The sequence below is a fragment of the Bacillus sp. E214 genome, from assembly GCF_008087365.1.
In the GTDB taxonomy this organism is placed as follows: Bacteria; Bacillota; Bacilli; order Bacillales; family Pradoshiaceae; genus Pradoshia.
This window is the reverse complement of the sequence record NZ_VENN01000001.1, coordinates 738,070-762,913: the sequence shown is the minus strand read 5'-3', so window position 1 is coordinate 762,913 and position 24,844 is coordinate 738,070. Positions and strand designations below refer to the sequence as shown.

19 protein-coding genes, 16 tRNA genes and 1 pseudogene are annotated in these 24,844 nt (G+C 36.2%); 3 read left to right on the top strand and 33 right to left on the bottom strand.

Going from position 1 to position 24,844, the window contains the following annotated elements:
• Positions 1 to 8 precede the first annotated feature (8 nt).
• Positions 9 to 953, bottom strand: a complete 945-nt coding sequence (locus tag FHY47_RS03610; RefSeq protein ID WP_148629661.1) for a VOC family protein — start codon at positions 951 to 953, stop codon at positions 9 to 11.
• Between the two features lie 206 nt (positions 954 to 1,159).
• On the opposite strand from FHY47_RS03610, the gene FHY47_RS03605 reads away from it, so the two are divergent.
• Positions 1,160 to 3,010 (top strand): V4R domain-containing protein, encoded by a 1,851-nt coding sequence (locus FHY47_RS03605; RefSeq protein WP_148629660.1) that lies wholly within the window; start codon positions 1,160 to 1,162, stop codon positions 3,008 to 3,010.
• Positions 3,011 to 3,609: 599 nt separating this feature from the next.
• Here the strand turns inward: FHY47_RS03605 and FHY47_RS03600 are convergent.
• The 18 genes from FHY47_RS03600 to FHY47_RS03515 all read right to left on the bottom strand — a co-directional run bounded on the left by FHY47_RS03600 (position 3,610) and on the right by FHY47_RS03515 (position 6,957).
• On the bottom strand, positions 3,610 to 3,810 hold the full coding sequence (locus tag FHY47_RS03600; protein WP_140461395.1) for a hypothetical protein: 201 nt from the start codon (positions 3,808 to 3,810) through the stop codon (positions 3,610 to 3,612).
• 392 nt (positions 3,811 to 4,202) lie between these two features.
• Positions 4,203 to 4,274, bottom strand: a tRNA-Glu gene (locus FHY47_RS03595).
• 3 nt (positions 4,275 to 4,277) lie between these two features.
• A tRNA-Asn gene (locus FHY47_RS03590) sits at positions 4,278 to 4,352 on the bottom strand.
• An 89-nt stretch (positions 4,353 to 4,441) separates the two neighbouring features.
• Positions 4,442 to 4,515: transfer RNA gene (locus FHY47_RS03585), tRNA-Gly, on the bottom strand.
• 90 nt (positions 4,516 to 4,605) lie between these two features.
• Positions 4,606 to 4,679: transfer RNA gene (locus FHY47_RS03580), tRNA-Trp, on the bottom strand.
• Between the two features lie 8 nt (positions 4,680 to 4,687).
• Positions 4,688 to 4,771: transfer RNA gene (locus FHY47_RS03575), tRNA-Tyr, on the bottom strand.
• Between the two features lie 12 nt (positions 4,772 to 4,783).
• A tRNA-Thr gene (locus tag FHY47_RS03570) sits at positions 4,784 to 4,856 on the bottom strand.
• A gap of 44 nt (positions 4,857 to 4,900) precedes the next feature.
• Positions 4,901 to 4,976, bottom strand: a tRNA-Phe gene (locus FHY47_RS03565).
• A 16-nt stretch (positions 4,977 to 4,992) separates the two neighbouring features.
• Positions 4,993 to 5,069, bottom strand: a tRNA-Asp gene (locus FHY47_RS03560).
• A gap of 5 nt (positions 5,070 to 5,074) precedes the next feature.
• Positions 5,075 to 5,148: transfer RNA gene (locus FHY47_RS03555), tRNA-Met, on the bottom strand.
• A 47-nt stretch (positions 5,149 to 5,195) separates the two neighbouring features.
• Positions 5,196 to 5,288 (bottom strand) — tRNA-Ser (locus FHY47_RS03550).
• Between the two features lie 118 nt (positions 5,289 to 5,406).
• Positions 5,407 to 5,482 (bottom strand) — tRNA-Ala (locus FHY47_RS03545).
• Positions 5,483 to 5,495: 13 nt separating this feature from the next.
• A tRNA-Pro gene (locus tag FHY47_RS03540) sits at positions 5,496 to 5,572 on the bottom strand.
• A gap of 8 nt (positions 5,573 to 5,580) precedes the next feature.
• A tRNA-Arg gene (locus tag FHY47_RS03535) sits at positions 5,581 to 5,657 on the bottom strand.
• An 18-nt stretch (positions 5,658 to 5,675) separates the two neighbouring features.
• Positions 5,676 to 5,761, bottom strand: a tRNA-Leu gene (locus FHY47_RS03530).
• A 14-nt stretch (positions 5,762 to 5,775) separates the two neighbouring features.
• Positions 5,776 to 5,850, bottom strand: a tRNA-Gly gene (locus tag FHY47_RS03525).
• 7 nt (positions 5,851 to 5,857) lie between these two features.
• Positions 5,858 to 5,939: transfer RNA gene (locus tag FHY47_RS03520), tRNA-Leu, on the bottom strand.
• 529 nt (positions 5,940 to 6,468) lie between these two features.
• Positions 6,469 to 6,957: a hypothetical protein gene (locus FHY47_RS03515; protein WP_066104100.1), complete on the bottom strand. Its 489-nt coding sequence runs from the start codon at positions 6,955 to 6,957 to the stop codon at positions 6,469 to 6,471.
• Positions 6,958 to 7,195: 238 nt separating this feature from the next.
• On the opposite strand from FHY47_RS03515, the gene FHY47_RS19155 reads away from it, so the two are divergent.
• Together FHY47_RS19155 and FHY47_RS03510 are read left to right on the top strand one after the other, a co-directional pair.
• The gene (locus FHY47_RS19155; RefSeq protein WP_262365962.1) at positions 7,196 to 7,318 is read left to right on the top strand and encodes a hypothetical protein; all 123 of its coding nucleotides are present in this window, start codon (positions 7,196 to 7,198) and stop codon (positions 7,316 to 7,318) included.
• Positions 7,319 to 7,428: 110 nt separating this feature from the next.
• Positions 7,429 to 8,163 (top strand): alpha/beta fold hydrolase, encoded by a 735-nt coding sequence (locus FHY47_RS03510; RefSeq protein WP_066104104.1) that lies wholly within the window; start codon positions 7,429 to 7,431, stop codon positions 8,161 to 8,163.
• Positions 8,164 to 8,506: 343 nt separating this feature from the next.
• Here FHY47_RS03510 and FHY47_RS03505 read toward each other — a convergent pair whose 3' ends face one another.
• From FHY47_RS03505 to FHY47_RS03440, 14 genes and pseudogenes are all read right to left on the bottom strand, one after another.
• Positions 8,507 to 10,510, bottom strand: coding sequence for an ABC transporter permease (locus tag FHY47_RS03505; protein WP_148629659.1), 2,004 nt, complete (start codon positions 10,508 to 10,510; stop codon positions 8,507 to 8,509).
• The gene (locus tag FHY47_RS03500; protein WP_148629658.1) at positions 10,500 to 11,267 is read right to left on the bottom strand and encodes an ABC transporter ATP-binding protein; all 768 of its coding nucleotides are present in this window, start codon (positions 11,265 to 11,267) and stop codon (positions 10,500 to 10,502) included. Before FHY47_RS03500 ends, FHY47_RS03505 begins: the two co-directional genes overlap by 11 nt.
• A gap of 297 nt (positions 11,268 to 11,564) precedes the next feature.
• Entirely contained in the window at positions 11,565 to 12,518 is a 954-nt protein-coding gene (locus tag FHY47_RS03495) for a sensor histidine kinase (RefSeq protein ID WP_262365961.1), read from the bottom strand.
• Between the two features lie 59 nt (positions 12,519 to 12,577).
• The gene (locus FHY47_RS03490; RefSeq protein ID WP_066104114.1) at positions 12,578 to 13,252 is read right to left on the bottom strand and encodes a response regulator transcription factor; all 675 of its coding nucleotides are present in this window, start codon (positions 13,250 to 13,252) and stop codon (positions 12,578 to 12,580) included.
• A gap of 234 nt (positions 13,253 to 13,486) precedes the next feature.
• A pseudogene (locus tag FHY47_RS03485) lies at positions 13,487 to 13,835 on the bottom strand (GyrI-like domain-containing protein); the annotation flags it as partial.
• A 376-nt stretch (positions 13,836 to 14,211) separates the two neighbouring features.
• Positions 14,212 to 14,709: a hypothetical protein gene (locus FHY47_RS03480; protein WP_148629657.1), complete on the bottom strand. Its 498-nt coding sequence runs from the start codon at positions 14,707 to 14,709 to the stop codon at positions 14,212 to 14,214.
• 479 nt (positions 14,710 to 15,188) lie between these two features.
• Positions 15,189 to 15,761, bottom strand: coding sequence for a hypothetical protein (locus tag FHY47_RS03475; protein ID WP_187393422.1), 573 nt, complete (start codon positions 15,759 to 15,761; stop codon positions 15,189 to 15,191).
• A 297-nt stretch (positions 15,762 to 16,058) separates the two neighbouring features.
• Positions 16,059 to 16,367, bottom strand: coding sequence for an HIRAN domain-containing protein (locus FHY47_RS03470; protein WP_066104124.1), 309 nt, complete (start codon positions 16,365 to 16,367; stop codon positions 16,059 to 16,061).
• 356 nt (positions 16,368 to 16,723) lie between these two features.
• Positions 16,724 to 18,049 (bottom strand): hemolysin family protein, encoded by a 1,326-nt coding sequence (locus FHY47_RS03465; protein WP_140461391.1) that lies wholly within the window; start codon positions 18,047 to 18,049, stop codon positions 16,724 to 16,726.
• A 304-nt stretch (positions 18,050 to 18,353) separates the two neighbouring features.
• Positions 18,354 to 19,793 carry a glycoside hydrolase family 1 protein gene (locus tag FHY47_RS03460; protein WP_148629655.1) on the bottom strand — a complete coding sequence of 480 codons (1,440 nt, stop codon included), beginning with the start codon at positions 19,791 to 19,793 and terminating at the stop codon, positions 18,354 to 18,356.
• Between the two features lie 3 nt (positions 19,794 to 19,796).
• The gene (locus tag FHY47_RS03455) at positions 19,797 to 21,371 is read right to left on the bottom strand and encodes a response regulator transcription factor (protein ID WP_148629654.1); all 1,575 of its coding nucleotides are present in this window, start codon (positions 21,369 to 21,371) and stop codon (positions 19,797 to 19,799) included.
• Positions 21,368 to 23,092 carry a cache domain-containing sensor histidine kinase gene (locus tag FHY47_RS03450; RefSeq protein WP_148629653.1) on the bottom strand — a complete coding sequence of 575 codons (1,725 nt, stop codon included), beginning with the start codon at positions 23,090 to 23,092 and terminating at the stop codon, positions 21,368 to 21,370. Before FHY47_RS03450 ends, FHY47_RS03455 begins: the two co-directional genes overlap by 4 nt.
• A gap of 6 nt (positions 23,093 to 23,098) precedes the next feature.
• On the bottom strand, positions 23,099 to 23,947 hold the full coding sequence (locus FHY47_RS03445) for a carbohydrate ABC transporter permease (RefSeq protein ID WP_139891075.1): 849 nt from the start codon (positions 23,945 to 23,947) through the stop codon (positions 23,099 to 23,101).
• 13 nt (positions 23,948 to 23,960) lie between these two features.
• Positions 23,961 to 24,836 carry a carbohydrate ABC transporter permease gene (locus FHY47_RS03440; protein WP_148629652.1) on the bottom strand — a complete coding sequence of 292 codons (876 nt, stop codon included), beginning with the start codon at positions 24,834 to 24,836 and terminating at the stop codon, positions 23,961 to 23,963.
• Between the last annotated feature and the right edge of the window lie 8 nt (positions 24,837 to 24,844).

Here is a 24,844-nt window from a genome sequence, read left to right as displayed (position 1 = left end):
AGTCCCTCCTATGCTTCTGTTGAATCAGCATCCATTCCCTGAAGATCTTGTCCCCAATAAGTTAAACCAACTTTTAAATCTTCAGGAGTCCACTTAATAGCCTCCCAATCAGGTTCAAAAATCAAATAACTTCCTGAAAATAGTTCCACACGATGACCACTACCTGGGTCTTTTACATATAAGTAAATTGCCTGTGAAATACCATGTTTACCTGGCCCAATAAGCTCAATTCCATTTTCACTTAAAATGTCAGCTGCACGTAATATATCTTGGGCATTATCAAACCAATAAGCTAGGTGGTGTAAACGGTTAGGTGTTTTAGCTTCCGGTTCAGCCATAACAGCTATGTCATGAACCAATGGAGTTACACTTAACCAACCAGCTTGAATAACTCCATTTCCTAAATCTACATATTCACGCATTTTAAATCCCAAATTATCAATTAACCATTTATGAATTACTGATGGATCGTGTGAAGTCGCTAGATTCACGTGGTCAATACGACGAGGTGAAGCACCTTTTCTCCAAGATTTATAAGTTTGGTTCTTTAGCACGGATTTGCGGTCTTGATCTGGATGCGTTTTTTCCATCTCATAATAAATTTCAAATGGATGCTCACTGGGTAACTCAAAGCGAATTGCTCTTCCTTGACCTGCTTCTTCACCAGATTCAACCCACTTCACTTCTGCTCCAGCCTCAGTTAGTAATTCAGCAAATTTCTCTACATCTTCAGGACGTTTTGTACGCCAACCAATGTGATCTACTTTTGATTTTTCCCCTTGTTTTAGCGATAGTGTATGGTGTTCAAAATCTCCCCATGCACGTAAATAATGTGTACCATTCACTACTTCTGTTTCTTCTAAACCTAAGACTTCAGAGAAGAACCATAGTGATTTTTTTAAATCCGGTGTGATTAAAGCAATATGACCTAGTTTAGCAATCTCTGGTAACATTTTCTTTTCCCCTTTTTTGTTTGTTTTTTATCATTTACACATTCAATATATTAGATATAAAATATTCTGAAAACAGACTAATTGTATTAATTTGAAAGCGTTTTCAGTATATTTCGTTTGGTTTTTTCTTTTTTATGGTATTTTAGTATTAAGAGAGAAATAACAATATTTTTTGAGGCACTTCTTACAATTAAGGGGGGAATAGGTTGGAACAACGTGTTATTTCTTTAAAAAGGACTACTTTTCATCTTGAAAATAGGGAGAAAGATATCGACAATATTGCAATCGTTAAGGCTTTAAGTTTTCTAAAAGCAGATATCATTGAAATAAATGGGATAGAGAAAGCAACAGAATTAATGTTTAATTATGGGTATCAATTAGGGGTTTCAGAAGCTCACCGAATGAGAGAAAAATATTTCGATATACAAGATCTACTTAAACAAGGGCCTACTCTTCATTGTGAAAAAGGACATATAAACGGTTCGATTTTCGAAGGGTATATGGAATTTTATGGTGATAAATCAGTTAAGGCTGTTTATGGTATAGGAACGTGGTTACAGTCTTACGAGGCAAAAGTTCATCTAGATTATTTTGGTCAAAGTGATGTACCAGTTTGTCATACACTTATGGGATTTGCTACTGGCTATATGAGCACCATTTTTCAGTTTGAAGTAAAGGTAGTTGAGAAAACCTGTGTAGCAAGAGGTGACGAAAATTGTACATGGGAGTTTTATACTGTTAACCCTTTACCTGATGAATCAAATGAAAACTCTGAAAATCAAGTATCGTTTGATCTGATTGAACTTGGCAATATTCAAAGTGAAATGATTCAAGCGATTATTGATGGAGCAACAGTAGAGGATATATTTAAAGAAGCTGAAAAAATTTTTGGCAGAACCTTTTTAATAGAAGATATATTTTATAACTTTGTACATTCTACTAATTTATCAGAGATCGATAGACAATTAATTGAGCAGGATATGCAGATATATGACCAAAATGAGAGAAATCAATTAGGTACTTATTTTTTTGAAAAGCGTCAGCAACTTCCTTTCACAAAAAAGGTTGTTCAATTAGATAATCATGTTCGTTTAACAAACACGATTGTCATTAAAAATAAAGTCGTTGCATATTTGTCAGTTATATCGATGCATCCAACAACATTTTCCTCATATGACTATTTAATACTATCTAAATTGACAAATGTAATTTCTGTTCTACTTATGATGAATTCTATTATAGAAAAATCAAAAGCAGAGAGTGAATCCAAGTTTACTAATGATATTTTGCATCAACGTTTAACAGATATAAATCAGATTCTTTCTAGGTCTCGCTACTTTAATATTGATATTAACCAACTATACACCGTTGCTATTGTGAGAAGGAATAATAATATGTATAGGATTCAAAAAGAGTTTGAAAACTTTGTTCGGGAACACTTAAAAAAACAGCGTATACTTATTTCTTTTAAGGAGATGGAACTAGTTATTTTGTTATTTCATCCTCTAAAAGATCATTCTATGGTTCAGAAGGTTTTTAGTAATTTAAGAGAAGCTTTAATGGAACAATTCCCTAATTATCCTGTTCAAATTGGTTACAGCGAGATAGGACATAGCATTTTGGAGGCAAACTCTCACTATAATGAGGCTGCAATTGCTCTCATCTCCAACCCCAACGCATCCATTACTGCATTTAAAGATATTAGTGTTTTATCAATATTTATTAATGATTTAAATATAGAACATATTAAGCAACTTGCGAATAATCGATTTGCAGGAATCTTTTCATTAAAGGAACAAAAACGGATTGAGCTCTTAGAAACTTTATATATATATCTAAATAATAATTTAAAAATTGAATCCACGATACGCTTATTAAAGATTTCAAAGAGTGGACTTCTCTATCGACTAGAAAACTTGAAAGAGTATTTGAAGACAGATTTTAAGGATCCTAATGAGAATTTCCAAATCCTTCTTTTATTGAAAGCGATGGAAATATATTTTAAGACTAACAATACTCAAGACAGTAATTTTATTGTGGATTTTACAAATAGTTAATCCAATGGCGGCTAAAAGTTGATATAGAGGAATATCATACTAATAATCCAGATTAAACAAACGCACAGATCCTTGCTTCTGGTCTAAATTTTTTCTAAGAATTCAAATTGATACTATGGGTTTCTATAAACAACGGAATTAAGAGATTCAGTTTGTATAAATAATCAATGGCACCCTGAATTAGTGGACTGTTTGGACTCTATTTATGCATATATTGTATATAAGATTCAGAATAGTAAATTGACAGGGTGGGGTCCATACTTCAGGCTTAACCCCAAGTGTATCAAGGTGTTGAGCCTTTTTCTATTTTCAGTAAAAACCCATTACTCCTGTATTTTTATACATTGGACAAATACTGCACAGAAGCTGCACACGATACTGCACAAGCCTAGTGTTTCCATTGGATTCAGCTGTCTCCATTATTTCTATTAAATCCAAAATGTTCACCGAACCGATTCGAGTCCTCATCGAGCCTGACTTCTACGTGTGAATCTCCTTCTGTAATCACCTTTGAATCTGGGATTGTCGGGGAATGTTTCTCGTTATCATACGAGTAGGTAATCCACTCCCTTATGGATTCATCGGGATCGGGAGGTGTGCTATCGGCATCGCCTACGGTTTTTCCTGTGTATTTTTAGGATAGCATCCTCCTCTTCTCCCTCCCCCATTACATACACGTCTTCCCCGTATTCCTCAAGGGATGACTTGGACCAAGTTTTCTCATACTCTTTATAATCACGGATAACCTTAAAACGCAGGTTATTCACGGTTAATAAATATTCAAACAACTGCTTTGTCACTCAATCAAAAGCACCTCTTTAATATTTCATATAGTAAATATATCACAATGTAATAAGACAGGAATAAATGTAAAATATAGCGGGATAAGTTAGCTTATTAATTGAATTGAGGGAATAATAAAAACAGTGCACATTGAATGAAGGTGTGCACTGCTATTTTCATACTATATTTTATGCGTGTTTCTAGATTTTTATCTATTTTTTCATTTTGATACATATAAGGCCTTTCGAAACCTATTACGTTTTACTCAAAAGGAATTTTCTCTCAACTTTTACCATTAGAATCTGATAAGCATCCGTAGGTCACACTAAAGATAAAAGATTGCAGGTCAACAGCTATCAGAAGTTTGGTGGCAAATAAAAAAACCATGTACATCTTGTACATGGTTTTATGACCCCTACGGGATTCGAACCCGTGTTACCGCCGTGAAAGGGCGGTGTCTTAACCGCTTGACCAAGGGGCCAAATGGCTCCGCAGGTAGGATTCGAACCTACGACCGCTCGGTTAACAGCCGAGTGCTCTACCACTGAGCTACTGCGGAATAATAGTATGGGCGACTCAAACTATCGACCTGACACTTATCAGGCGTGTGCTCTAACCAGCTTAGCTATAGGCCCATTATAATATTTTTGGAGCGGGTGAAGGGAATCGAACCCTCATCATCAGCTTGGAAGGCTGAGGTTTTACCACTAAACTACACCCGCAACAATGGGAGGGCTGATGAAAAACGAACCCAAGAATGGCGGAACCACAATCCGATGCGTTAACCATTTCTCTCTAATCGCCATATTTATTGGCAGGGGCAGTAGGAATTGAACCCACACTGGAGGTTTTGGAGACCTCTGTTCTACCTTTAAACTATGCCCCTATTATAAATGGTGGAGGGGGGCAGATTCGAACTGCCGAACCCGAAGGAGCGGATTTACAGTCCGCCGCGTTTAGCCACTTCGCTACCCCTCCGATTATTTTGAGTGCCGGCAAGAGGACTTGAACCCCCAACCTACTGATTACAAGTCAGTTGCTCTACCAATTGAGCTACACCGGCATAATACTTAGGTAAGATTAAACATATTAAAACTTATTTTATAATGGTGGCTCAGGACGGAATCGAACCGCCGACACAAGGATTTTCAGTCCTTTGCTCTACCGACTGAGCTACTGAGCCAACTTCATTATGTAAATGGCGGTCCGGACGGGACTCGAACCCGCGACCTCCTGCGTGACAGGCAGGCATTCTAACCAACTGAACTACCGGACCATTTATTGCGGGGACAGGATTTGAACCTGCGACCTTCGGGTTATGAGCCCGACGAGCTACCAGACTGCTCCACCCCGCGACAATAATAATTTGTTTCCATATACTACAAGGTATTTAAGGTATATATGGCGGAGGAAGAGGGATTCGAACCCCCGCGCGGTTTAACCCGCCTCCCGGTTTTCAAGACCGGTCCCTTCAGCCAGACTTGGGTATTCCTCCATATATATAATAAACCTTGTAGGACTCGAATCTATGACAGAACGATTATAATCCGTATGCTCTAAACAACTGAGCTACACCGCCAAAACCAAAATCCTATTTGGGTTTAAATTAGTTATGGTGGAGCCTAGCGGGATCGAACCGCTGACCTCCTGCGTGCAAAGCAGGCGCTCTCCCAGCTGAGCTAAGGCCCCATTTTTTTTAAAATGGTCGGGAAGACAGGATTCGAACCTGCGACCCCTTGGTCCCAAACCAAGTGCTCTACCAAGCTGAGCTACTTCCCGCAAAGAAGTGGCGCGCCCGAGAGGAGTCGAACCCCTAACCTTTTGATCCGTAGTCAAACGCTCTATCCAATTGAGCTACGGGCGCATTCTTGCAAAAAACTAGTGCCGAGGGCCGGTCTCGAACCGGCACGGTAGTCACCTACCGCAGGATTTTAAGTCCTGTGCGTCTGCCAATTCCGCCACCCCGGCATATAACTTGGCATTGGAGCGGAAGACGGGATTCGAACCCGCGACCCCCACCTTGGCAAGGTGGTGTTCTACCACTGAACTACTTTCGCATATAAGTGCGGGTGAAGGGAGTCGAACCCCCACGCCATAAGGCGCCAGATCCTAAGTCTGGTGCGTCTGCCAATTCCGCCACACCCGCATGTTTATAGATGGTGAGCCATGAAGGACTCGAACCTGCGATCCTCGAGGTTCTAATTGATTAATTTCAAACCCTCTCGTTGACTGCTTTATTATTTTAATCTGTATTTATCTATATTTCAATAAGAAATATATGGAAATATTAATTTATTTTTCTTCTCTCTATCAAAAAGATTAAACTTCAATGAATCCATTTATCCTACACAGGAATACAGGTTCTTTTATACGGTGTTAGAGCCCTTGCTTATAGCTATATAAACAACTCAAGATCCTTAATATCCCTTTTATTTTCAAATTATCTTAGAAGACATAACTATCATTTTACTGTTTGAAACGGAAAGAGTGATATTCCTAGCACCATTAGAAATATAGATACCAATTCTAGTATAAAAAATCTCCTATCTTCTTAGCTTTTAGAGATTTTTACTCGCTTTTCCAATTAACTTTTACCTACTTAACAATGCCTTAATGATTCTGATATCAAAAACCAAAAAGTTGCCGTGTATTTTCTTTAAAATATGTAGATATATTTAATTCATCTGGTCATAGATAATTGCTTTGAATATCTGTTTCAGTTCTTTTGATGTTTTTCCACGAAGCCATTCGACCTGGTCAATTGGCAGCGTAAGCTTAAGGGTGATCTTTTCATCAGGCATCTCGACTTTCCTGATGTCGGCAAGGGAAATCCCCTTCTCAACGTCTGGAAAATTAATCCCATTCTCGTCGATATGGTCAAAGCCCTGGTACTCATAGGGACCATCAATCACACAATTCAAGTTCAATTGCGGTAGACGGCCAGGAATTGATTTTATGTACATAAATGAGCTGATTACTCGGCTATCGCTCAGCTCAATTTCAGCGATAATACTCTCGCGACTGCTATATTTCTTTAGGGCTACCTCGCTCACGATGATGTCGAGCTCCAATGAAAATCCGGATGAAGTTTCCAATATATATATCGCACTATTAAAAATATAGATTTCTTCACCGTCAAGATTCACCGTTTTTACGCCAACCATGTCATTCCCCTCCAAAAGAGACCGTCGGGAACATTCCCCCACCCGGCTTATTTTCTTTTATTCTACTAAATCATGGTAGTTCCTCCAAGCGTAGCTTCTCGGCGATGGCAATGACATTCGGATGCTCCTTCAAAACCGAAGCGAGAAGGCCTCAGATATTTGTCCTTCAAATATCTGTTTAACCGTGTTTGCCTTCTTTTCCACAAAAACAAGCAGATGCATCACCCTGCTTTCCATGATGGTGTTGAACACCTTAGTGATTGCTTGCTCCGGCACATCTATAAAATTGGTGAAAAAACCGGCGTTTGCCTTGCGCTTCGATTCAGCGAACGATGTAGACTTACAATTCTTACTTGATTAAGAAACCGAATTACCTGCTTTATGCTTTAGAAAGAATTTATACATAGCTTAGAAGCTCTTTATGCTAAAATTGAAATTGTATATCATTTATGAAAGAGAAGAAGACATTTTATGAAGAAAATTATTACAATTAGCTTAAGTATACTATTGATTATTTTTGTGTTGGGTCTTACCGGCTTCTATTTTTGGTCCCAACAAACGTACAAAGCATCAGAAGAAGTTACATCATACATAAATCTAGATGACAATCAGATGAAAGAAAACTGGCTTGTGTTCGAACCAATAGAAAAACCAAAAAGCGGGATCATTCTTTATCCTGGTGCAAAAGTAGAGCCTGAAGCATATAGCTACTATGCCCAAGGTTTAGCGGATAAAGGTTATTTGGTGGTTGTCCCAAAAGTCAACTTGAACTTTGCCCTACTCGATATTAATCAGGCGGATTTAATTATAGATGAGTTCAGCGATATAACGAATTGGTATGTAGGCGGGCATTCACTTGGCGGCGTAGCCGCAGCATCTTATGCATACGATCATCTAGAAGATGTAAGAGGTTTAATCTTATTGGGTTCCTATCCGAGCGATTCCATTAATTTTTCAGAAACTGACCTCCCCATCCTCTCCTTGTATGCCGAGTTTGATGGGTTAACGACAACTGATAAAATAGCTGATACAAAACATTTGCTTTCGTCTGAAGCAACTTTATATGAGGTTAAAGGCGGAAACCATGCCCAATTCGGAATGTATGGAACGCAAGATGGAGACGGAAAATCCACGATTTCAGCAAAAGAACAGCAGGATGAAATAATAGAAGAAACGTTAAAATGGCTGACTCAATATCAAAGATAAGGGCCCAGTTTCTTTTAACACATCTGATACTGTAATAGCCCACCCGTTTTACGGGCGGGCTATTTTAAACTTTTATCTTTCATTTGAGGTAACCGCGCCTCACAAGCGCTATTATTTCTGACTATTTTAAATAAAACCCATAGTCTCTTCACAGATGTTTTTCAATTATTCAATTACACTACTAATAGTCTCGAACCATTATTCCTTTTACTAGTATGATTCCCCATAAATTCAGATATTCGTTCTGAAACAGTAAATTTTGCATTTAAAAACACCCACAAGCCCTAATTTAAACAGTAAAAAAGCTGTGCCAAAACAACTCTTTTTTGACACAGCTTCTCTTTTAATTTTTCACAATGCGCTTGTACCCTGAATATGTTGCTATGAAATAACCGCCATATACAATAATCATAATTAACGCCGTAAACAAAGCCGGTATGAAAACGGAAGGTTGACCCATCATCAGAAGTTCCTGATTGACCACTTTAATTCCAAAAATCGAATGGATGATTGCTAAAGACAATGGCATCATGAAGTAAATAAATACCTGACCGAATATCGCCTTGTTAATTTCCTTACTTGTTACACCTATTTTTCTTAGCATGCTATAGCGCTCCATATTATCACTAGCTTCAGATAACTGCTGAAGCGCCAGTACAGCTGCACTTGAAATGAGGAACACAATCCCAAGATAAATACCCATAAAGACAATCATTGTAGACGATCCAATACTTTGGTCATACAACATCTGCTTAGTCATTACGTTGACATAAAAACCATATTTAGAATAAACTTCTTCATTTTGAGTTAAATGATAAAGCTCGTCTTCATTCACTTGACTATTACTACTGTAATTAACATTAGACAGTGACATATTAGGTGTCATACCTTCAATAGCTTGATCTGGAACAATCACGGTAAATGCAACTCTTCCTGGATAATCATTTATATATTGTACATACTCTACTTGACGATTAACAATCGTATAATCCATAGCGTTCAAATGAATGGACTGATTTTCTTTAATATAGGCATTCACTGCATCAAAATAAGTCTCATCATCTGATATTAGGAGTACTTCTCCTTTATTAAACGTTTTCGGTTCAACGTCTTGCATTTGCAAAAGCTTTACATAATCAGATTCTTTCATCAATAAGATTTTTTTACGAGAGATTGCCATATCAAAGTATTGTTCTAACTCTGCATTTGCAAAAGGACGCAATAATTCGTTATACGTAGAATCCGCTTCATATAATTCAAAGGAACTATTTTCACCCATCTCATCCAAGTCCATACCCAATATTTCAATCGCTTGATCTATATTCTTTATTTGCGTATCTTCTTTTCCATACAGGTAGAATGTTGCATCATACGGCACTTGATTTACAAGCTGTTTTTCTCCCGCTGCCTTTATGCTAAATCCTGTTGATAAAACACCAATTGTGAAAAAGAGCATTAAGCAAATGATAGTCATGGATACAAAGGTTGTATTTACCTTGCTGCTTATTTGGCGTAGAACAAACATATTTAAGCCTTTAAAATATATAGTATTATTTCTTTGCAGCATATTAAGAGCAAATCCAGAAAGAGACATAAAAAACAAAAACGTTCCAAGTGACCCTAGTCCAACGCAGGTCCACGTGACAGTCAAACTTTCTGTTAAACCATACTTTAAAATAACAGTATAAGCGATCCCAAGAGTAATGAAGGATAAAACAAAGAACGCGATTGATGTTGATATTTTTCGGATCTTCAGGCTTTCATTTTTTCTAGCGGCTGTTAGCAAGTCGATGAGCTTATACTTCGAAATCACTAAACTATTAAAGATCATAACGAACAGAAAGATAATCCCAAAATAGCTCATTGTTTTGAACATCGCTTCACTGGAAAAGACGACTTCGAACTTTGTCATATCTGCCTTAAATAACGAAACCACTAGAACGGACAATCCTTGAGATATAAATATTCCCAGTAATAATCCGGCCATTAACGATAAAACACCTATAAAAAGTGTTTCCATTACAACTATTAACGATATACTATATTTACTCATACCTAGCGTCATATAAATTCCGAGCTCTTTTTTTCGTCGTCTGATTAAGAAATTGTTTGCGAATAAAATCAGAAACCCTAACACAATCGAAACAAAAACAGATACTATTGAAATTAATTGTGTTATCGATTGAATCATTTCCGACTGACTGGCACTTAAACTAGACATAGCTGCCGAAGCTGAAATCGAATTAAAGCTATAAAATATACAGACTGCAAATGTTAATGTTAAGAAATAAATTGCATAATCCTTGAAGCTTCTCTTCACATTGCGAGCAGATAATTTAAATAACATTATTCGTGTCACCTCCGAGAAGTGTTACCACCTCAATGATACGGCCGAAAAATTCTTTTCTCGTATCATCACCTCTCACCAGTTCATTAAAAATTTCCCCATCTTTAATAAACAAGATCCGATGTGCATAGCTTGCTGTAAACGCATCATGTGTGACCATTAAAATTGTAGCCTGCAACTCCTTATTTAATTTCTCAAATAAATCTAGCAGTAATCGGGCAGATTTTGAGTCAAGTGCTCCTGTCGGCTCATCAGCGAGAATTAATGACGGGTTCGTTACAATTGCTCGGGCTGAAGCAACACGTTGTTTTTGTCCACCCGACAGTTGATATGGGAACTTATTTAATACCGCCGTAATCTCTAATTTATCGGCAACTTCATTTACTAGCTTTGTAATATCAGCCGGCTTACGACCTTGTATGGTTAAAGCGATCGCGATATTTTCAAACGCTGTTAATGTATCGAGCAAATTAAAATCCTGAAAGATAAATCCTAGCTCATCCCGGCGGAACTTCTCAAGCTTTCCAGCCTTTAATGTCGTAATATCCTGACCATTTATATGAATATGACCCGTTGTTACATGATCAATTGTAGAAATGCAATTCAACAGTGTCGTTTTCCCGCTGCCTGAAGGACCCATAATCCCAACAAATTCCCCTTGTTTTACATCAAAACTTATATGATTAATGGCTTTTGACACATTTCCTTTATTACCATAGTATTTCTCTATATCTTTTACTTCCAAAACTGTATTCATAACAACCTTCTCCTCTCTTTTATGCTTTTAGTATATCCCCCCTACAGCAATACAAATATTGAAGTTGGTTGCATAAACCTTACATTTTTGAAAGCTACCAGTTTAGTACCGTGTAGATTTGAATCCTTCGTCTATGGAAAGGAAAACGACGGATGGAGATAATTGATCTTAACTTTTCGGTGAGAGTGGCGAATTACATGTCAACTTGCACTGGAGATTGATGGCTAAAACCACCATACAAATTCATACCACAAATCAGTAATAATCTTATTTTCGTAATAAAAAAGAGCCTTTCTCTCAAGACTCTAATAAAACCAATTTACTTTTCGGGAAAATGATATTTACCTCGGTTCCTACATCCTTCTGTGATTTGATCGTAATCCCTAAATGCAGCTTATCTACCAACATTTTGCAAAGATATAGACCGATGCCTGTTGACTTTCTGTATATGCGTCCATTTTCTCCTGTAAATCCTTTTTCAAATACTCTTCCGACATCCTTTTCATCAATACCAATGCCATTATCAACAATATGAAGTATAAGATTATGCTCATGATTAGTCGTATAAATAGAGATGAAACTATTTTCTTTATAACAATAATTAATACTGTTAATGATTACTTGATTCACTATGAACTCAACCCACTTTTCGTCACTATAGACCACATCATCTATCTCTGATAACTTAAGCTGAATCTTTTTATGAATAAACGCTTTTGCATTTCGCTTAATTACTTTGGAAACACATTCTTTTAAACGAAATTCCTTCACAATATAATCCTTGCTGGCACTGCTGCTTCTCGCATAATACAAGGCCTGTTCAATATAATCCTCAATCTTCGTTAATTCCTCAGTTAAGCCAACAATCGGACCACCTTGATAATTCTCAATTATTAGCTTACTAGATGCAATCGGTGTCTTAATTTCATGGACCCACGCTTCAACATACTCTTGGTATTCCGATTGCATAGTCTTGTAGTGGTTGACATATTCATGCACCTGCTTGTCACTCGTCCGTAAAATGTCATATAAAATCTTTCCTTCTAAAAAATCAGGCTCATCCATAATTTCAGATAGCAAATATTTTTGATCAAGATTTTCAACATTTTCTATTACCCCATCATAAAAAGGTTTTTTCTTCATAAATTCAAGAAAATAAGATGTAAGCAGCGGACCAAACCAGCCTAACCCGACTATAGCAATAACACCCTTTTGTATAGAAATAAAAGCTAAAAATAATGCTACCGTCATAAAAAGAAAAACATTAACCGTAATAAAAACGACTCTTTCCTTTAAAAATGCCCACAATGTCATGACATGATATACCCCAATCCTCGTCTCGTTTCAATCGGGTTTTCCATACCGATTGCTTCTATCTTTTTACGAAGTCGAGTAATGTTAACAGATAGCGTATTGTCATCCACAAATAAATCAGATGACCATAGATCCTCCATCAGCTGTTCTCTAGAAACAATAATTCCATTATTTTTCATTAAACAATGTAAGATTTTTAATTCATTTTTTGTTAGTTCCTCTTTCTTGCCTTGATAGGAAATTGTCCCATTAGCCAAATGCAGCTTCAAATCCTTGTAAGTCATTACAGCACTTTCTTGTTTTGCATATGTCCTTCTTAAAATATTTTCAATGCGTGCCAACAAAATTTGCGTGTTATACGGCTTCGTAATGAAATCATCTGCGCCTATATTCATGCTCATCAATTCGTCAACTTCCGTGTCTCTACTTGTCACAATAATAATGGGTACCTGAGAGTATTTACGGATTTCGCGACAAATATAATAACCGTCGTACACAGGCAAATTAATATCCAATAAAATTAAATGAACATCATCCTGACTTGCATAGTTCATGACATTTTGAAAATCATCCGGTGCTTCCACTTCATAACCATAATTTTTTAAAAATGCGGTTAATTCTCTACGAAGCGTCTCTGCATCCTCAATGATTAATATTTTTGCGTTTTGCATAGTGATCACCCCTTAACGAGCTTTTCAATTGTTCATTCTTGAGCAACAAAAATCCTGCACCCTACAATGAAGCTAGGCTGTATTTTATATTTAGTCAATAGCTCATTTTTCATTATATTACTTTGAATATTGGATTATCGTGTAGAAAAACCCAAATAAATGATGTTTATCTTATCACAAATCAGATAAGGTTTGGAATTCTGCAATTCAGGAAATGTCCCTGCTCCTGCTCCGTTACCGTAAAGGAACTAATATTTCACACAAATGATTATCAATCATTTGTGAAGTATATCTTTCTATAATTAGTTGTTCTCTAATGGATAGATTATTTCTTTCTATCTCCGAAAAAATATTGCCCCAAAAATTAACTGACTGCCTCTTTTGTATGATCAAGCGAGAAAACAGCGTATTTCCCACCAGGAAATTTACCAACATGAGCTGGTTTTACCACATTAAAATCTTTATTTTTAACAACGCAAACTTCATAACGATATTCCTCTTTAGGAGTAATCTCTGGGTTATCTTAAGGTATACCTAAAATTGTAGAATTATCAAATACTCCATTCAATTTTGCCGACTTTTTAATAATTAGAGTATGCTTTAATTAATCAGTTTCTTTGTCAACTGCCCGTTGATAAGCCTTTTTAATTCTGCTACATTTTATTTTAAAACTGGATTTCTTGTTGCTCCAAACATTTCCCAACCTATTTGTTCATTTACAAAAATAAAAGGAGAAACAGCATCTTTTGCCATTCTCCTTTTTATCATTTCATTGCTTGCATTTCTACTTCCGAATAAAGAGAAAGAGTGAATTTCCCACAAGTTCTTCGGCTCAGCATCAAATAAGTCGTTTGGTTCATATCATTTTATTAAATTTCTTGCTAATCAAAACATATTCACGGTATACACAAGGCTTTCCACCTGTATCTTGTTTAGTTCCTTTGCAATTGCTAATAATCTTAATCAGAAAAGGACTTTGTATACTTAGGTAGCAAGTACCGGAATATCACCAACGCATGGACAATCCCAATTCCTGCAAAAAGAGCCCTCACAAACCATTCCTGCCAAAACAGTGAGATACCATTCATATCGCCCCCACCAAAAAATCCACAAAGTACGCTCAAATATAGCGGATCAAGCAGTAGCATGACTAGTGAGGTATACCATGCGATGGTCCGGAAAACCTTTGATTTTACTGAACAGATTGGTTTACAAAATATAATAAGAAGCCAACTGAAAACAAGAGTTGCAATCGCACCCGCCAGACAGAAAATTCCCATCTGAATATCTGTCATCAGGGTATGATATACATCCACCTGAACCCCGAGCCCCATGAAATTGATTTGCTTAAAAACCCCGTAATAAAAAGCTACTAGGAGGTGCGCTCCCTCATGGATGATATAGTAAATGATAATAGCCGCAATAATTCCAATATATTGTCTTACACTTCTGCTCATAATAGTCACCTATCTTACTTACCGTTATACTTTTGTGAATGACAAATCTTTAAGCGAAACAATGCCTATTCAACAAACTCTTAACCAATCATCAGCCTGTGATTGGCTAATGATCATGTGCATTGTTTTTTTCATTTGTATGTTAATTCACAAAGGTAGTATATTGCATATAGGCACCTAAAACAATACATTTTTCTATCTACACCTCTTTTTGCAGATTCACTAGAGTACTCTTTAAATATAACCATAATACCGTAACCCCAGTAATAGCTATAGCAATCATTAATCTAATCCAATTAGAAGAGATTGGTGTAATAAAAATTACTGGTAACGAACAAATGTTATTAAAGATAAACCCTCCTAATCCACTTTAAAAGGTGATTTAATAGCATACTAGAGCAGATAAACTGAAAATATTGTTAAAAGTGTCTCTACTAAAAAAGCCGCCCACTAAGGGCAGCTCTTCTACTTCTTTACTTTTAAAAAGAAGAATTTTTATTATCCATATGTAACTTTCGGGTTACAGCTACAATTCTTTCTTTAGGAACATCCGGATGCTTGTCCTTGATTATCTTGACACATTCAACCCAATTGATTTCAGATTTTAACAAAGAAGCGATTTCGTTTTCTATCATTGGATCTATTTGATAAATATCACTATCGGTTTCATCCGTTTCATTCTTTCCATCCACACTTTGGTCAATTTTATCAAACAGCAGCGAAGCAACAAGATGAATAGCTATGATAATTACTTTCACAGTTGTAGAAAGATTGATGACTGTAAAAAAGTAATCAAGTGCGCTAATAACTATATAACTACCAGCGAAAGTTAAGATACTCGGAATCAACTTATTGACAAAGATATCCTTATAAATGTCCGTTACGGCGTGAAGAAAGCTATCAATAATAGTCCCCACTCCCATATCTATAAGACACAACAGAAAAAGAAACAGAATTAAATAGATTAAATTCTCATAATACTGGCCTGTAAAATGAATAATCAAAGCATAAATAACCATGAGAGGTAGAAACAAGACTAAAACTACCGTCATAAGTAAAGAAGTAGATAGAAAAAAATTCTTCACAAGTATAGACTTCAGTCTCCATAGCTTTCTCCGCCTACGGTGGTTTTTTGTTAAATTATAACAATTATTTCACATAAAGTCAGCAACTCCATATGAATATCCTGCCTTTTCCGTTTTAGTTTCTACTTCCAACTTAATCAAAATCTTGCGAGAGCCACCCACAGCCTCTACTAAAATAAGACTTTCACTTTAAGGACGGCGTATCTCTACTTCACTTACGTTTAACACTTCAAAATTAATGCCATTCTTTCAGGCAGATCTGATTTAAGCACTCTCTTCATTTCCTAATAATTTCACGATGATTGTATCCTTTACAATGAAAGCCACTTGTCCCATGCATACGTCCTCGAATGTATCATAGATTCTGCCGGCACTGCGGGTTCCTTTTGCAACTGTCTGATAACTATTAGCCACATAACCAACCTTGCCAATTGTATCGAGCTCGGCTTGAATTGCTTCATCATCATGCTTATTATCAAAGTCTTTTCTTAAGATTATCTTCTGACCAACCTTGAAAATATCCGCTCCAAAATAATGACAAACACCTACAACGGATATATATTTCTCTGCCATTTCTATCCCCTCCATGCGACACTTTTTATTACTTTACTCTATATATATTTACGAATTTCACAAAAATAAGTTTCAGTGATCCCTTGTAGAAAGCCTTTTAGATTGTCACATAAAAGAGATAAGGCAGCTCACAGGTTCTTATCGGATCGTGTATCATCTAAATAGGAACCATTTTTAGCTCCTTCACCTTTTCTTTGTTTCATTGCCAATAAAATTACACAAAATTAAAAAAGCCTTAGAGAATCGAAAATGATTCCTAGGACTTTTAACGTTTCTTTAGATTTAACTCCTTCAATTTATGAGAGTTTGATTAATACATATTCCACATAAAAAAGATGACCATTAATTAGGTCATCTTATATTATTTCTTCTGTTGAGTCTCTTTCTAGCCTTGTGATTAACACTTTATCTACTCGGGCACGATCCATGTCCACTACTTCAAGTTGAAAGTCATCTACTTGAATGGTGTCTTTAATTTTTGGTATATATCCAATTTTATTAATAATAAATCCACCCAATGTGTGGAAGTTTTTACTTTGGTTAAGAATCGTAAAGTCTTCCAAATCAAAATATCTAATAAACGTATCAATCGAAACAAGACCATCTGCCAACCATGAGTTTCCATCTCTCTCTATAATTTGCGGCTCTTCTTCATTATCCTTTTCAGGCATTTCTCCAATAATATTTTCCATAATATCATGAAGAGTGACAAAGCCCTCAATTCCTCCATATTCATCGATAATAACGGCTTCATGCTGGCCGGATTTTTTCAATGTTTCCAATGCCCGATATACTTTCATTTGTTCTGGCAGAACAAGTGTATCTTTGACGGAATCCGCTAAAGAAAAATTCTCTCCTGCCACAATTCTTGATAAAAGATCTTTTTTATGAATGATTCCTTGAAAATCATCTAAACTTCCAATCCCAACAGGAAATTTGGAGTAATAACTTTCATTAATTTTTTTCATATTTTCTTCAAACGAATCCTCTAAATCAATGTAAACAAGCTGCGTACGAGGTGTTAAAATATCACTAAGACGTTTGTCCCCTAAATAGAAAATTTGTTCTACCATATCCTGTTCTATTTCTTCAACAATCCCACTATGAACACCTTGTTCAATTAATTGGGTTATTTCTTCTTCGGTTACATTCGGTTGGCTTGTGGGTTTTATTCTTAAAAATTTTAATGCAAAATCAGTAGACTTACTTAAAAACCAAATAATTGGGCGTCCAACTTTTGAAAAATAATACATTGGTTTTGCTACTGCACATGCTACTTTTTCTGGATTTCCCATACCAATCCGTTTTGGAACTAACTCACCAATAATTAATGATAAGTAAGTTGAAAGTCCTACAACCACGATCAGACTTAGCTCATTACTGAAAGAAGCAAGACCATTAATTTGTTCAATATAAACAGCTAGCTGGCTTGCAATGGTTGCACCGCCAAATGCACCTGTAATTACCCCAATTAATGTGATTCCGATTTGAATAGTCGACAATAATTGATTTGGGTCATCCGCTAATTTCAAAGCATAACTAGCACTGGAATTTCCTTCATCTCGCAATTTTTCTAGTCTATTCTTCTTAGATGTAACAATTGAAATTTCGGTCATAGCAAATATACCATTTGCCACGATAAGTATTAACAAAATTACAATTGAGGTCCAAATGCTGTCCAAAAAAATCTTCACCGTTCCTTAATTAAATTTTCCAATTATTATAACGTTACTATACACCATAGTCTATTTCCCTATTATGCTCAAAACAAGATAATACATTACCATATATATTTCATCTAAATGAACCTTTCACAGACTTATTTTATATATTTTTTTAAAATATCGCCTTTTTAGCAGCTTAAAATAAGACTGTCCATATAGCTAGCTATCATCTAATATCCTTCCCTTTATCCATTAATCCTATCGAATCAAATTGATTTCATGGCCTTTGAGGTTAGATACATTCTGGAATGGTCATCCCAACTCACCTATAAAAATCGTCATTCTCTGCTTCAAATTCTTTTGTTTCGATTACTTGTTTATACCAGTAAGCAGATTTCTTAAGTGCTCGATTGCGGTTATCGTCTAAATTAATTTCAACTAAACCATACCGGTTTTTGAATGCGTTCATTGGTGATACATTGTCGGTGAATGCCCAAAGCATATAGCCTTTACAGTTGGCTCCTTCTTCGATTGCCTTTAAGAGCCATTTTAAATGTTCGCTTATAAACTCAATTCGGTAATCATCCTGAATGATTTGTTCTTCATTCTTAAATCTGCCTTCGTTTTCTACACCCATTCCATTTTCAGCAATAAACCATTCAATGTTTCCGTACTCTTCTTTCAATCTGACCGCCATATCAAACATAATTTGCGGGTAGATTTCCCAGCCACGATATGGGTTCATTTTCTTACCTACTAGCTCGTGTTTTTCATAATAGTACTCAGGGTGGAAAGGTGTTTCTTCACTCCATGCAGTTGTACGTGCTCTGACGCGGTGTGGGAAATATAGATTAATGCCCACATAATCAATCGTATTTTCCTTAATAAGCTGCAGCTCTTCGGTTGTATGCTCGAAAGTAATATCATGTTTTTCCATTAACTCAAATAATTCCTGTGGATACTCACCCTTAATGGCTGGATCTAAGAATACACGATTGAAGAACAGGTCATACATCCTAGCTGCTTTTTGGTCGTGTTCAGATGATGAACGAGCATAGGTAACTTCAGGGTTTAGGATGGTCCCAATTTTGGCTCCTGTTTGATCCTTTAATCCCATTTCCTTAAATAACTTCACCACTTTAGCAGTAGCAAGCCCTTTATTATAGTTCCACTGCATCCATTTTTTTGTGTTCTGTTCATATGGCCAACGAATCGCATCCAAGTATATGCGTGTTTGGACTACAACTGGCTCATTAAATACGAACCAGTGTTTCACACGATTCCCATAACGTTCAAATACTTTTTCTGCATATTTTGCAAATAATTCAACCACATGCTTTGAACCCCAACCGCCGTATGTTTCAAATAAATAAGCAGGCAATTCATAGTGCTCCAGACAGATCATCGGCTCTACGCCATTTCTAATTAATTCATCAATAACGTTTCCGACAAAGCTTGCGTATTCTTCATCCACAATAGCATTCTCATAATCCGTTAAAAAACGAGACCAATTGATTGATGTTCTAAAATGGGATAGACCAATTTCCTTCATATAACTGATATCTTCTTGATAGCGATTGTAAAAATCAGTTGCAGAAGCAGGTCCATATCCGTTATGCCAAACATTCTTATTCTTTTTGTACCATAGGTCTAAATATGAATCCTGAGACTCTTTTTTATCGGTCCAGCCTTCAGTTTGCCATGCAGAAGATGATGCTCCTAAAATAAAGTCCTTTGGTAGCTTCCATGTTATTTTTTCCATCTATTATGATCTCTCCCCAGTTTTTCTATCTTGCAGGTTTCTAAATTTCCGATAGTCCGTCGCAGTCATTCCTGTCAGTTTTTTAAACACTCCCACGAAATATTTATATTCATGGAATCCTACTTGTTCGGATATTTCGTTTACCTTAAAAGGAGTCTCCGCAAGTAAGATCTTTGCTTCATCCACTCTTAATTGGTTAACGTATTCATTGAAATTAACGCTTGTTTTCTGCTTAAATAGAGAACTGAAATAATTAGGGGTTATATTAAGGACCTCCGCTACTTCATGAACTCTAATATTTGTTCTGTAGTATTCATGTATGTATTCCTTCGCGTGATTGATTAACAAATCCTGTTTGTCAAAATTCTTCAGCTCAGATTGGTATTTACGAATGGAGGAAAGGTCCAGATAAAAAAGTTCTCTCAACAATTCGAATGAGTTATATTCATGGACATTTATACTCTCACTGTAATAAAGATCCCATTTCCTGACGTTTTTCCCACTCAGAGACTTATAGTGATCCAAAATTTTATTAAGCATCTCTCTGCAAACCTGAACAGCTTCATCCAGGAAGAATTCATGTATTGTAAAGTATCCGAATAATTCATTCGTAAAAGTATGTAGGTCTAAATCTTTCTTTTGAATAATAGCTTCTATTAATTGCTCTTCAAGTTTAGTTGGGTACGATTGAAGGGTATCCCGTCTCAATTGATCTGAAACTATAATGCTAGTACACTCAGTGAAAGCTAAATACCTTCCTTTATTTAGTAGTTCTGTTAGTACGACCATGAGTTCTTCAACAGGAATCCACTCATCGCTCCAAACAAATTGAAGGTTTAATCCATCATTTCGAATTAAACTTTGCCGGATATCCGACGTCATTTTCCGACCATCATCACTATGAACACAGGTAACTAGTATATTTTTTTCAGTAAAGAACGAATAAGAGGTAAGTCCATATTCTTGTAGTTTCCTCTCAATGCTTTTCTCCCATCCTCTTAAAAACTCTTCATATTCCCCTTCTGACAAACTAGTTATTTTTCGTTTATAATTTTGATGCATACTAATAAATGGATAAATTCTGAAGCCGTTATAGTCATCTGATTTAACAGGTGAAGACCTTTGTAAATTTGTTACTTGTTGGAGGATTGCATTTCTCAATCCTATTTTGTCCAGTTCTTTTTTTTGCTGCCGCTTTTGCTTCATTTCGTTGGTTATCTCTTTAACATTTTCCACGAGCTCATTAATATCAACCGGTTTAAGAAAATAGTTATCTACACCCAATTTGATAGCTTGCTGGGCATATTCAAATTCTTCAAATCCACTAAGAATAATCGTCCGAATTTGAGGGTAGTTTGCATACAGAAAACGCGCCAGCTGCAGTCCATCCATTTTTGGCATCCTTATATCTGTAATAACAATGTCTATATCGCCATATTGTATAACCTTCTCGATGGCATCCTCTCCGTCATGTGCTGTGTCTACTACTTCGACATCGATGGTCTCCCAGGGAATCGTTAAACGCAGACCACGGGAAATAATAGGTTCATCATCCACTATTAACATTTTAAAAGTCACGAGTGTTCACCTGATTTCTCCATGTTTATGGGCTGCCAAAGTAGTGGCAGGATTAGTCTTACCAATGCTCCGGATTCAGCTTCTAACACCAGCAAACCATAAGGTTCTCCAAACGCAATCTCTAAACGTTCTTTTAGGTTTTTCATTGCATAACCAGTATCTTCCGTACCTTTTTCGAAACCCCAACCGTTATCTATCACATCGATCCATAACTGATCTTCCGCTTGGTAGCAGTGAATGGATATGATTCCTTGTCTGGGTAATTCTTTAAAACCGTGCTGGATACAATTTTCAACTAGTGGCTGCATTAATTGTTTCATTATGTAGGAACGTTTGATTTGATCATCAATAAAAATGTAAAAAGATAGACGTTCTCCTAAGCGGCTTTTTTGTAATTCTAAATAAGATTCAATATAGGCTATTTCCTCCTCTATTGTAACCCACATTTTACCATTATTTAAATTCATTCGGAATACTTTTGATAGTTGTTCAATTTGTTGACCTGTTTCCATTGCATTTTCAAGGCGTGCCGTCCATCGAATCATGTCTAATGTATTGTATAGAAAATGTGGATCAATTTGATTCTGAAGCGCCTTTAATTCAGATTCCTTTTGTTTAATAGTCAGTTTGTATTCTGTATCAATATGTCTTTGAATTGTTTTGACCATTTTATTAAACTGTTTCCCTAGTTGACCAATTTCATCATTTGTTGAAATGCCCACATTCGCCGAGAAGTCCCCTTTCTCAAGCTGGTGTGTTTGGCCAGTTAATTCAATTACTCTTTTTATATTAGAGCGATAGAATCCATAAAAAGCGATGATTCCACATATGAGAAGAAGAAAAATCATATTACGAATCGAATTTCGAACGGTATACAGTTCCTTGACCAAGTGCTCCTCATTTACAATCACGATAGATGTCCAATTTGTCCCACTCAGCTTTTTTTTAACAGCTTTATAGTTATGGTTGTTTTTTGTAAAATCATAGGCTAGGTTCTCACTATGATTGACCCAATCGATAAAGGCAGGATCATTGTATTTTTTTCCTATTAGCTCTTGATTTGAATGAAGAATAACTTCACCGGACTTTGACATGACCAGGTAATTACCTTGTTTTACTTCTAAATTTCTCTTAATTTTTTCCTGATCAAGACGGATTCTTACGATGCCAATTAGTTGATTAATCTTATTTAAATCGTTAATGACTCTAGAGAGGCTAATAACATATTTTTTCCCATCCCACCCACTTGTAACCCCATAGGTATCGCTCCAAATGGGAGATCCTTTTCCGTCTATGGCAGCCTGATCTAACTTATCCTCGTTTCCAAAAACAGGTTCACCAAATGCCAGCTCCTCACCATTTCCTCCTTGTAATAAGATGGAGGATATATACTCATTTGACATCAATTGAAAAGTAAAATAGCCTTTTATCCCGTCCATACTACTTTTATCCGCAATAGGGATTTCATCTGTAGTTTTAAAAAATGTTCGAAAGTCCTCGCTGTAAATCATATAGGAGGACATACTTTCAACATCTCGTATGATGGACAAAAGGCTCTGTTCATCTTTTTCTAGCATTTCTATGATATCCTCTTCCAGCTGACCTTTAAGTACTTCGGTTGTTTGGTAGTAAATGAGAATGCCGTAGCATACTGTTGGTAGTGTGATGAATACAAGGAATATAATCATAAACTTCTTTTTTAGGCCCCAATTTCGAATCATATTCATTTACCCTTTTACCGCACCAGCTGTCATACCTTTAACAATATTCTTTTCAAAAATCATGTAGAAAATGACAATTGGAATTAAAGACATCGTTAAACCAGCCATTTGGGCACCATAGTCGGTTGTAAATTGACCTGCAAAGTTTGCTAAACCTAGTGGCAATGTTTGAAGCTCTGGGTCATTAATTAACACTAGCGCAAATGAAAATTCATTCCAATTGTAGATGAAATTAAGAATGACAGTTGTAGCGATTGCCGGACGTGACATGGGCAGGATGATGGACCAAAATATTCTAAAAACTCCGCACCCGTCCATGATTGCAGATTCTTCAATATCCTTAGGAAAGCCCTTCATAAAGCTGGTGAGGATAAAGATCGTAATGGGTAAATGAAAAGCGATATAGGGAAAGAGTAAGGTGATGGGTGTATTCAATAGTCCTAAATTTTTCATTAGAATAAACATAGGTACTAATGTGGCATGAATCGGTATTAATAATCCAAAGATGAAAAATCCATATAACCACTTGCTCATCTTGAAATCAAATCGAGATAAGAAATAAGATGCTAACGCCCCGATAAAAACGGTTAATACAGTCGCTGTTACAGTAATAAAAATACTATTCTTAAACAGGACACCTAAGTTAGCAATATCCCAAGCGGCAGTATAGTTTTCTATTATAAATTTCTTTGGAAACCCAAATTGGTTTGTTGCAAACTCCTTCTCGGATTTAAAGGAGTTGATTGCCATCCAAATAATTGGATATGCATTAATGATTGCAAATATAATTAATGCTATATAGATGCTTACTTTTTTGAAGCTTCTTTTCTTAGGTATTTCATTTGTTTTCGCCATCTATACCCACCTCCTAAATCATTTTCTTTCCTAATACTTTGTTTACAATTGCTATTAAGATCAGACTAAAGAAGAAAATAAATACGGACACTGCACTACCATAACCATACTGCAATTTTGAAAATGTTTCATTAAACATATAGAGTGCCATAACATCCGTTGAATGTGCAGGACCACCGTGTGTCATGACATAGATCAAATCAAATGTTTTCAAACTGCCTGCAATACAAAGCGTAATTGCAACTAGAATGGTTTCCCAAATCATTGGAATCGTAATCTTCCAGGTTGTTGCCCATTCCGATGCGCCATCCATTTTAGCGGCTTCTAATACTTCTGTAGGTATATTTTGTAATGCGGCCAGAAAAATAATTAAGTATAGACCAACAAACTGCCAAACTACGACTACTAAGACAGATGCCATTGCCCACTTTGTATCTCCCAACCAATTTTGTGCAAGTGAATCTAACCCGATTGATCGTAGAAATTCATTGATTAATCCATTACGGGAATTGAAAATCAAACTCCAAGTTAAGGAGATCACTACGGTTGATAAAACAACTGGCAGAAACCCAATTGTTCTAAATAATTTCGCACCCTTCATTTTACGGTTCAATAAAAGGGCAAAAAATAAAGCAAGTGGAACTTGGCCCAGCACAGAGACTAATACTACGTATATATTATTTTTGACAGAGTTCCAAAATAGCGAATCCGCAAATAGCTTTTTAAAGTTATCTAATCCTACGAAGGTCATTTCATTGAATCCGTTCCAATCCATGAATGAATAATAGAAGGATTGGAGAATCGGATAAATGGCAAAAACAATATATAGTAAGAAAGCAGGCAGTATACCTAGTAAAAACGCCCCTTTAGTCTTCTTAGTTAACTTCATTTTCTTCC

Coding starts and splice junctions, on each gene's coding strand:
- FHY47_RS03610 (WP_148629661.1), bottom strand. CDS start 953: ATGTTACCAGAGATTGCTAAACTAGGTCATATTGCTTTAATCACACCG.
- FHY47_RS03515 (WP_066104100.1), bottom strand. CDS start 6,957: ATGGTTGGCGTAAAAACGGTGAATCTTGACGGTGAAGAAATCTATATT.
- FHY47_RS19155 (WP_262365962.1), top strand. CDS start 7,196: ATGGTGTTGAACACCTTAGTGATTGCTTGCTCCGGCACATCTATAAAA.
- FHY47_RS03510 (WP_066104104.1), top strand. CDS start 7,429: ATGAAGAAAATTATTACAATTAGCTTAAGTATACTATTGATTATTTTT.
- FHY47_RS03505 (WP_148629659.1), bottom strand. CDS start 10,510: ATGTTATTTAAATTATCTGCTCGCAATGTGAAGAGAAGCTTCAAGGAT.
- FHY47_RS03500 (WP_148629658.1), bottom strand. CDS start 11,267: ATGAATACAGTTTTGGAAGTAAAAGATATAGAGAAATACTATGGTAAT.
- FHY47_RS03495 (WP_262365961.1), bottom strand. CDS start 12,518: ATGACGGTAGCATTATTTTTAGCTTTTATTTCTATACAAAAGGGTGTT.
- FHY47_RS03490 (WP_066104114.1), bottom strand. CDS start 13,252: ATGCAAAACGCAAAAATATTAATCATTGAGGATGCAGAGACGCTTCGT.
- FHY47_RS03480 (WP_148629657.1), bottom strand. CDS start 14,709: ATGAGCAGAAGTGTAAGACAATATATTGGAATTATTGCGGCTATTATC.
- FHY47_RS03475 (WP_187393422.1), bottom strand. CDS start 15,761: ATGACGGTAGTTTTAGTCTTGTTTCTACCTCTCATGGTTATTTATGCT.
- FHY47_RS03470 (WP_066104124.1), bottom strand. CDS start 16,367: ATGGCAGAGAAATATATATCCGTTGTAGGTGTTTGTCATTATTTTGGA.
- FHY47_RS03460 (WP_148629655.1), bottom strand. CDS start 19,793: ATGGAAAAAATAACATGGAAGCTACCAAAGGACTTTATTTTAGGAGCA.
- FHY47_RS03450 (WP_148629653.1), bottom strand. CDS start 23,092: ATGATTCGAAATTGGGGCCTAAAAAAGAAGTTTATGATTATATTCCTT.
- FHY47_RS03445 (WP_139891075.1), bottom strand. CDS start 23,947: ATGGCGAAAACAAATGAAATACCTAAGAAAAGAAGCTTCAAAAAAGTA.
- FHY47_RS03440 (WP_148629652.1), bottom strand. CDS start 24,836: ATGAAGTTAACTAAGAAGACTAAAGGGGCGTTTTTACTAGGTATACTG.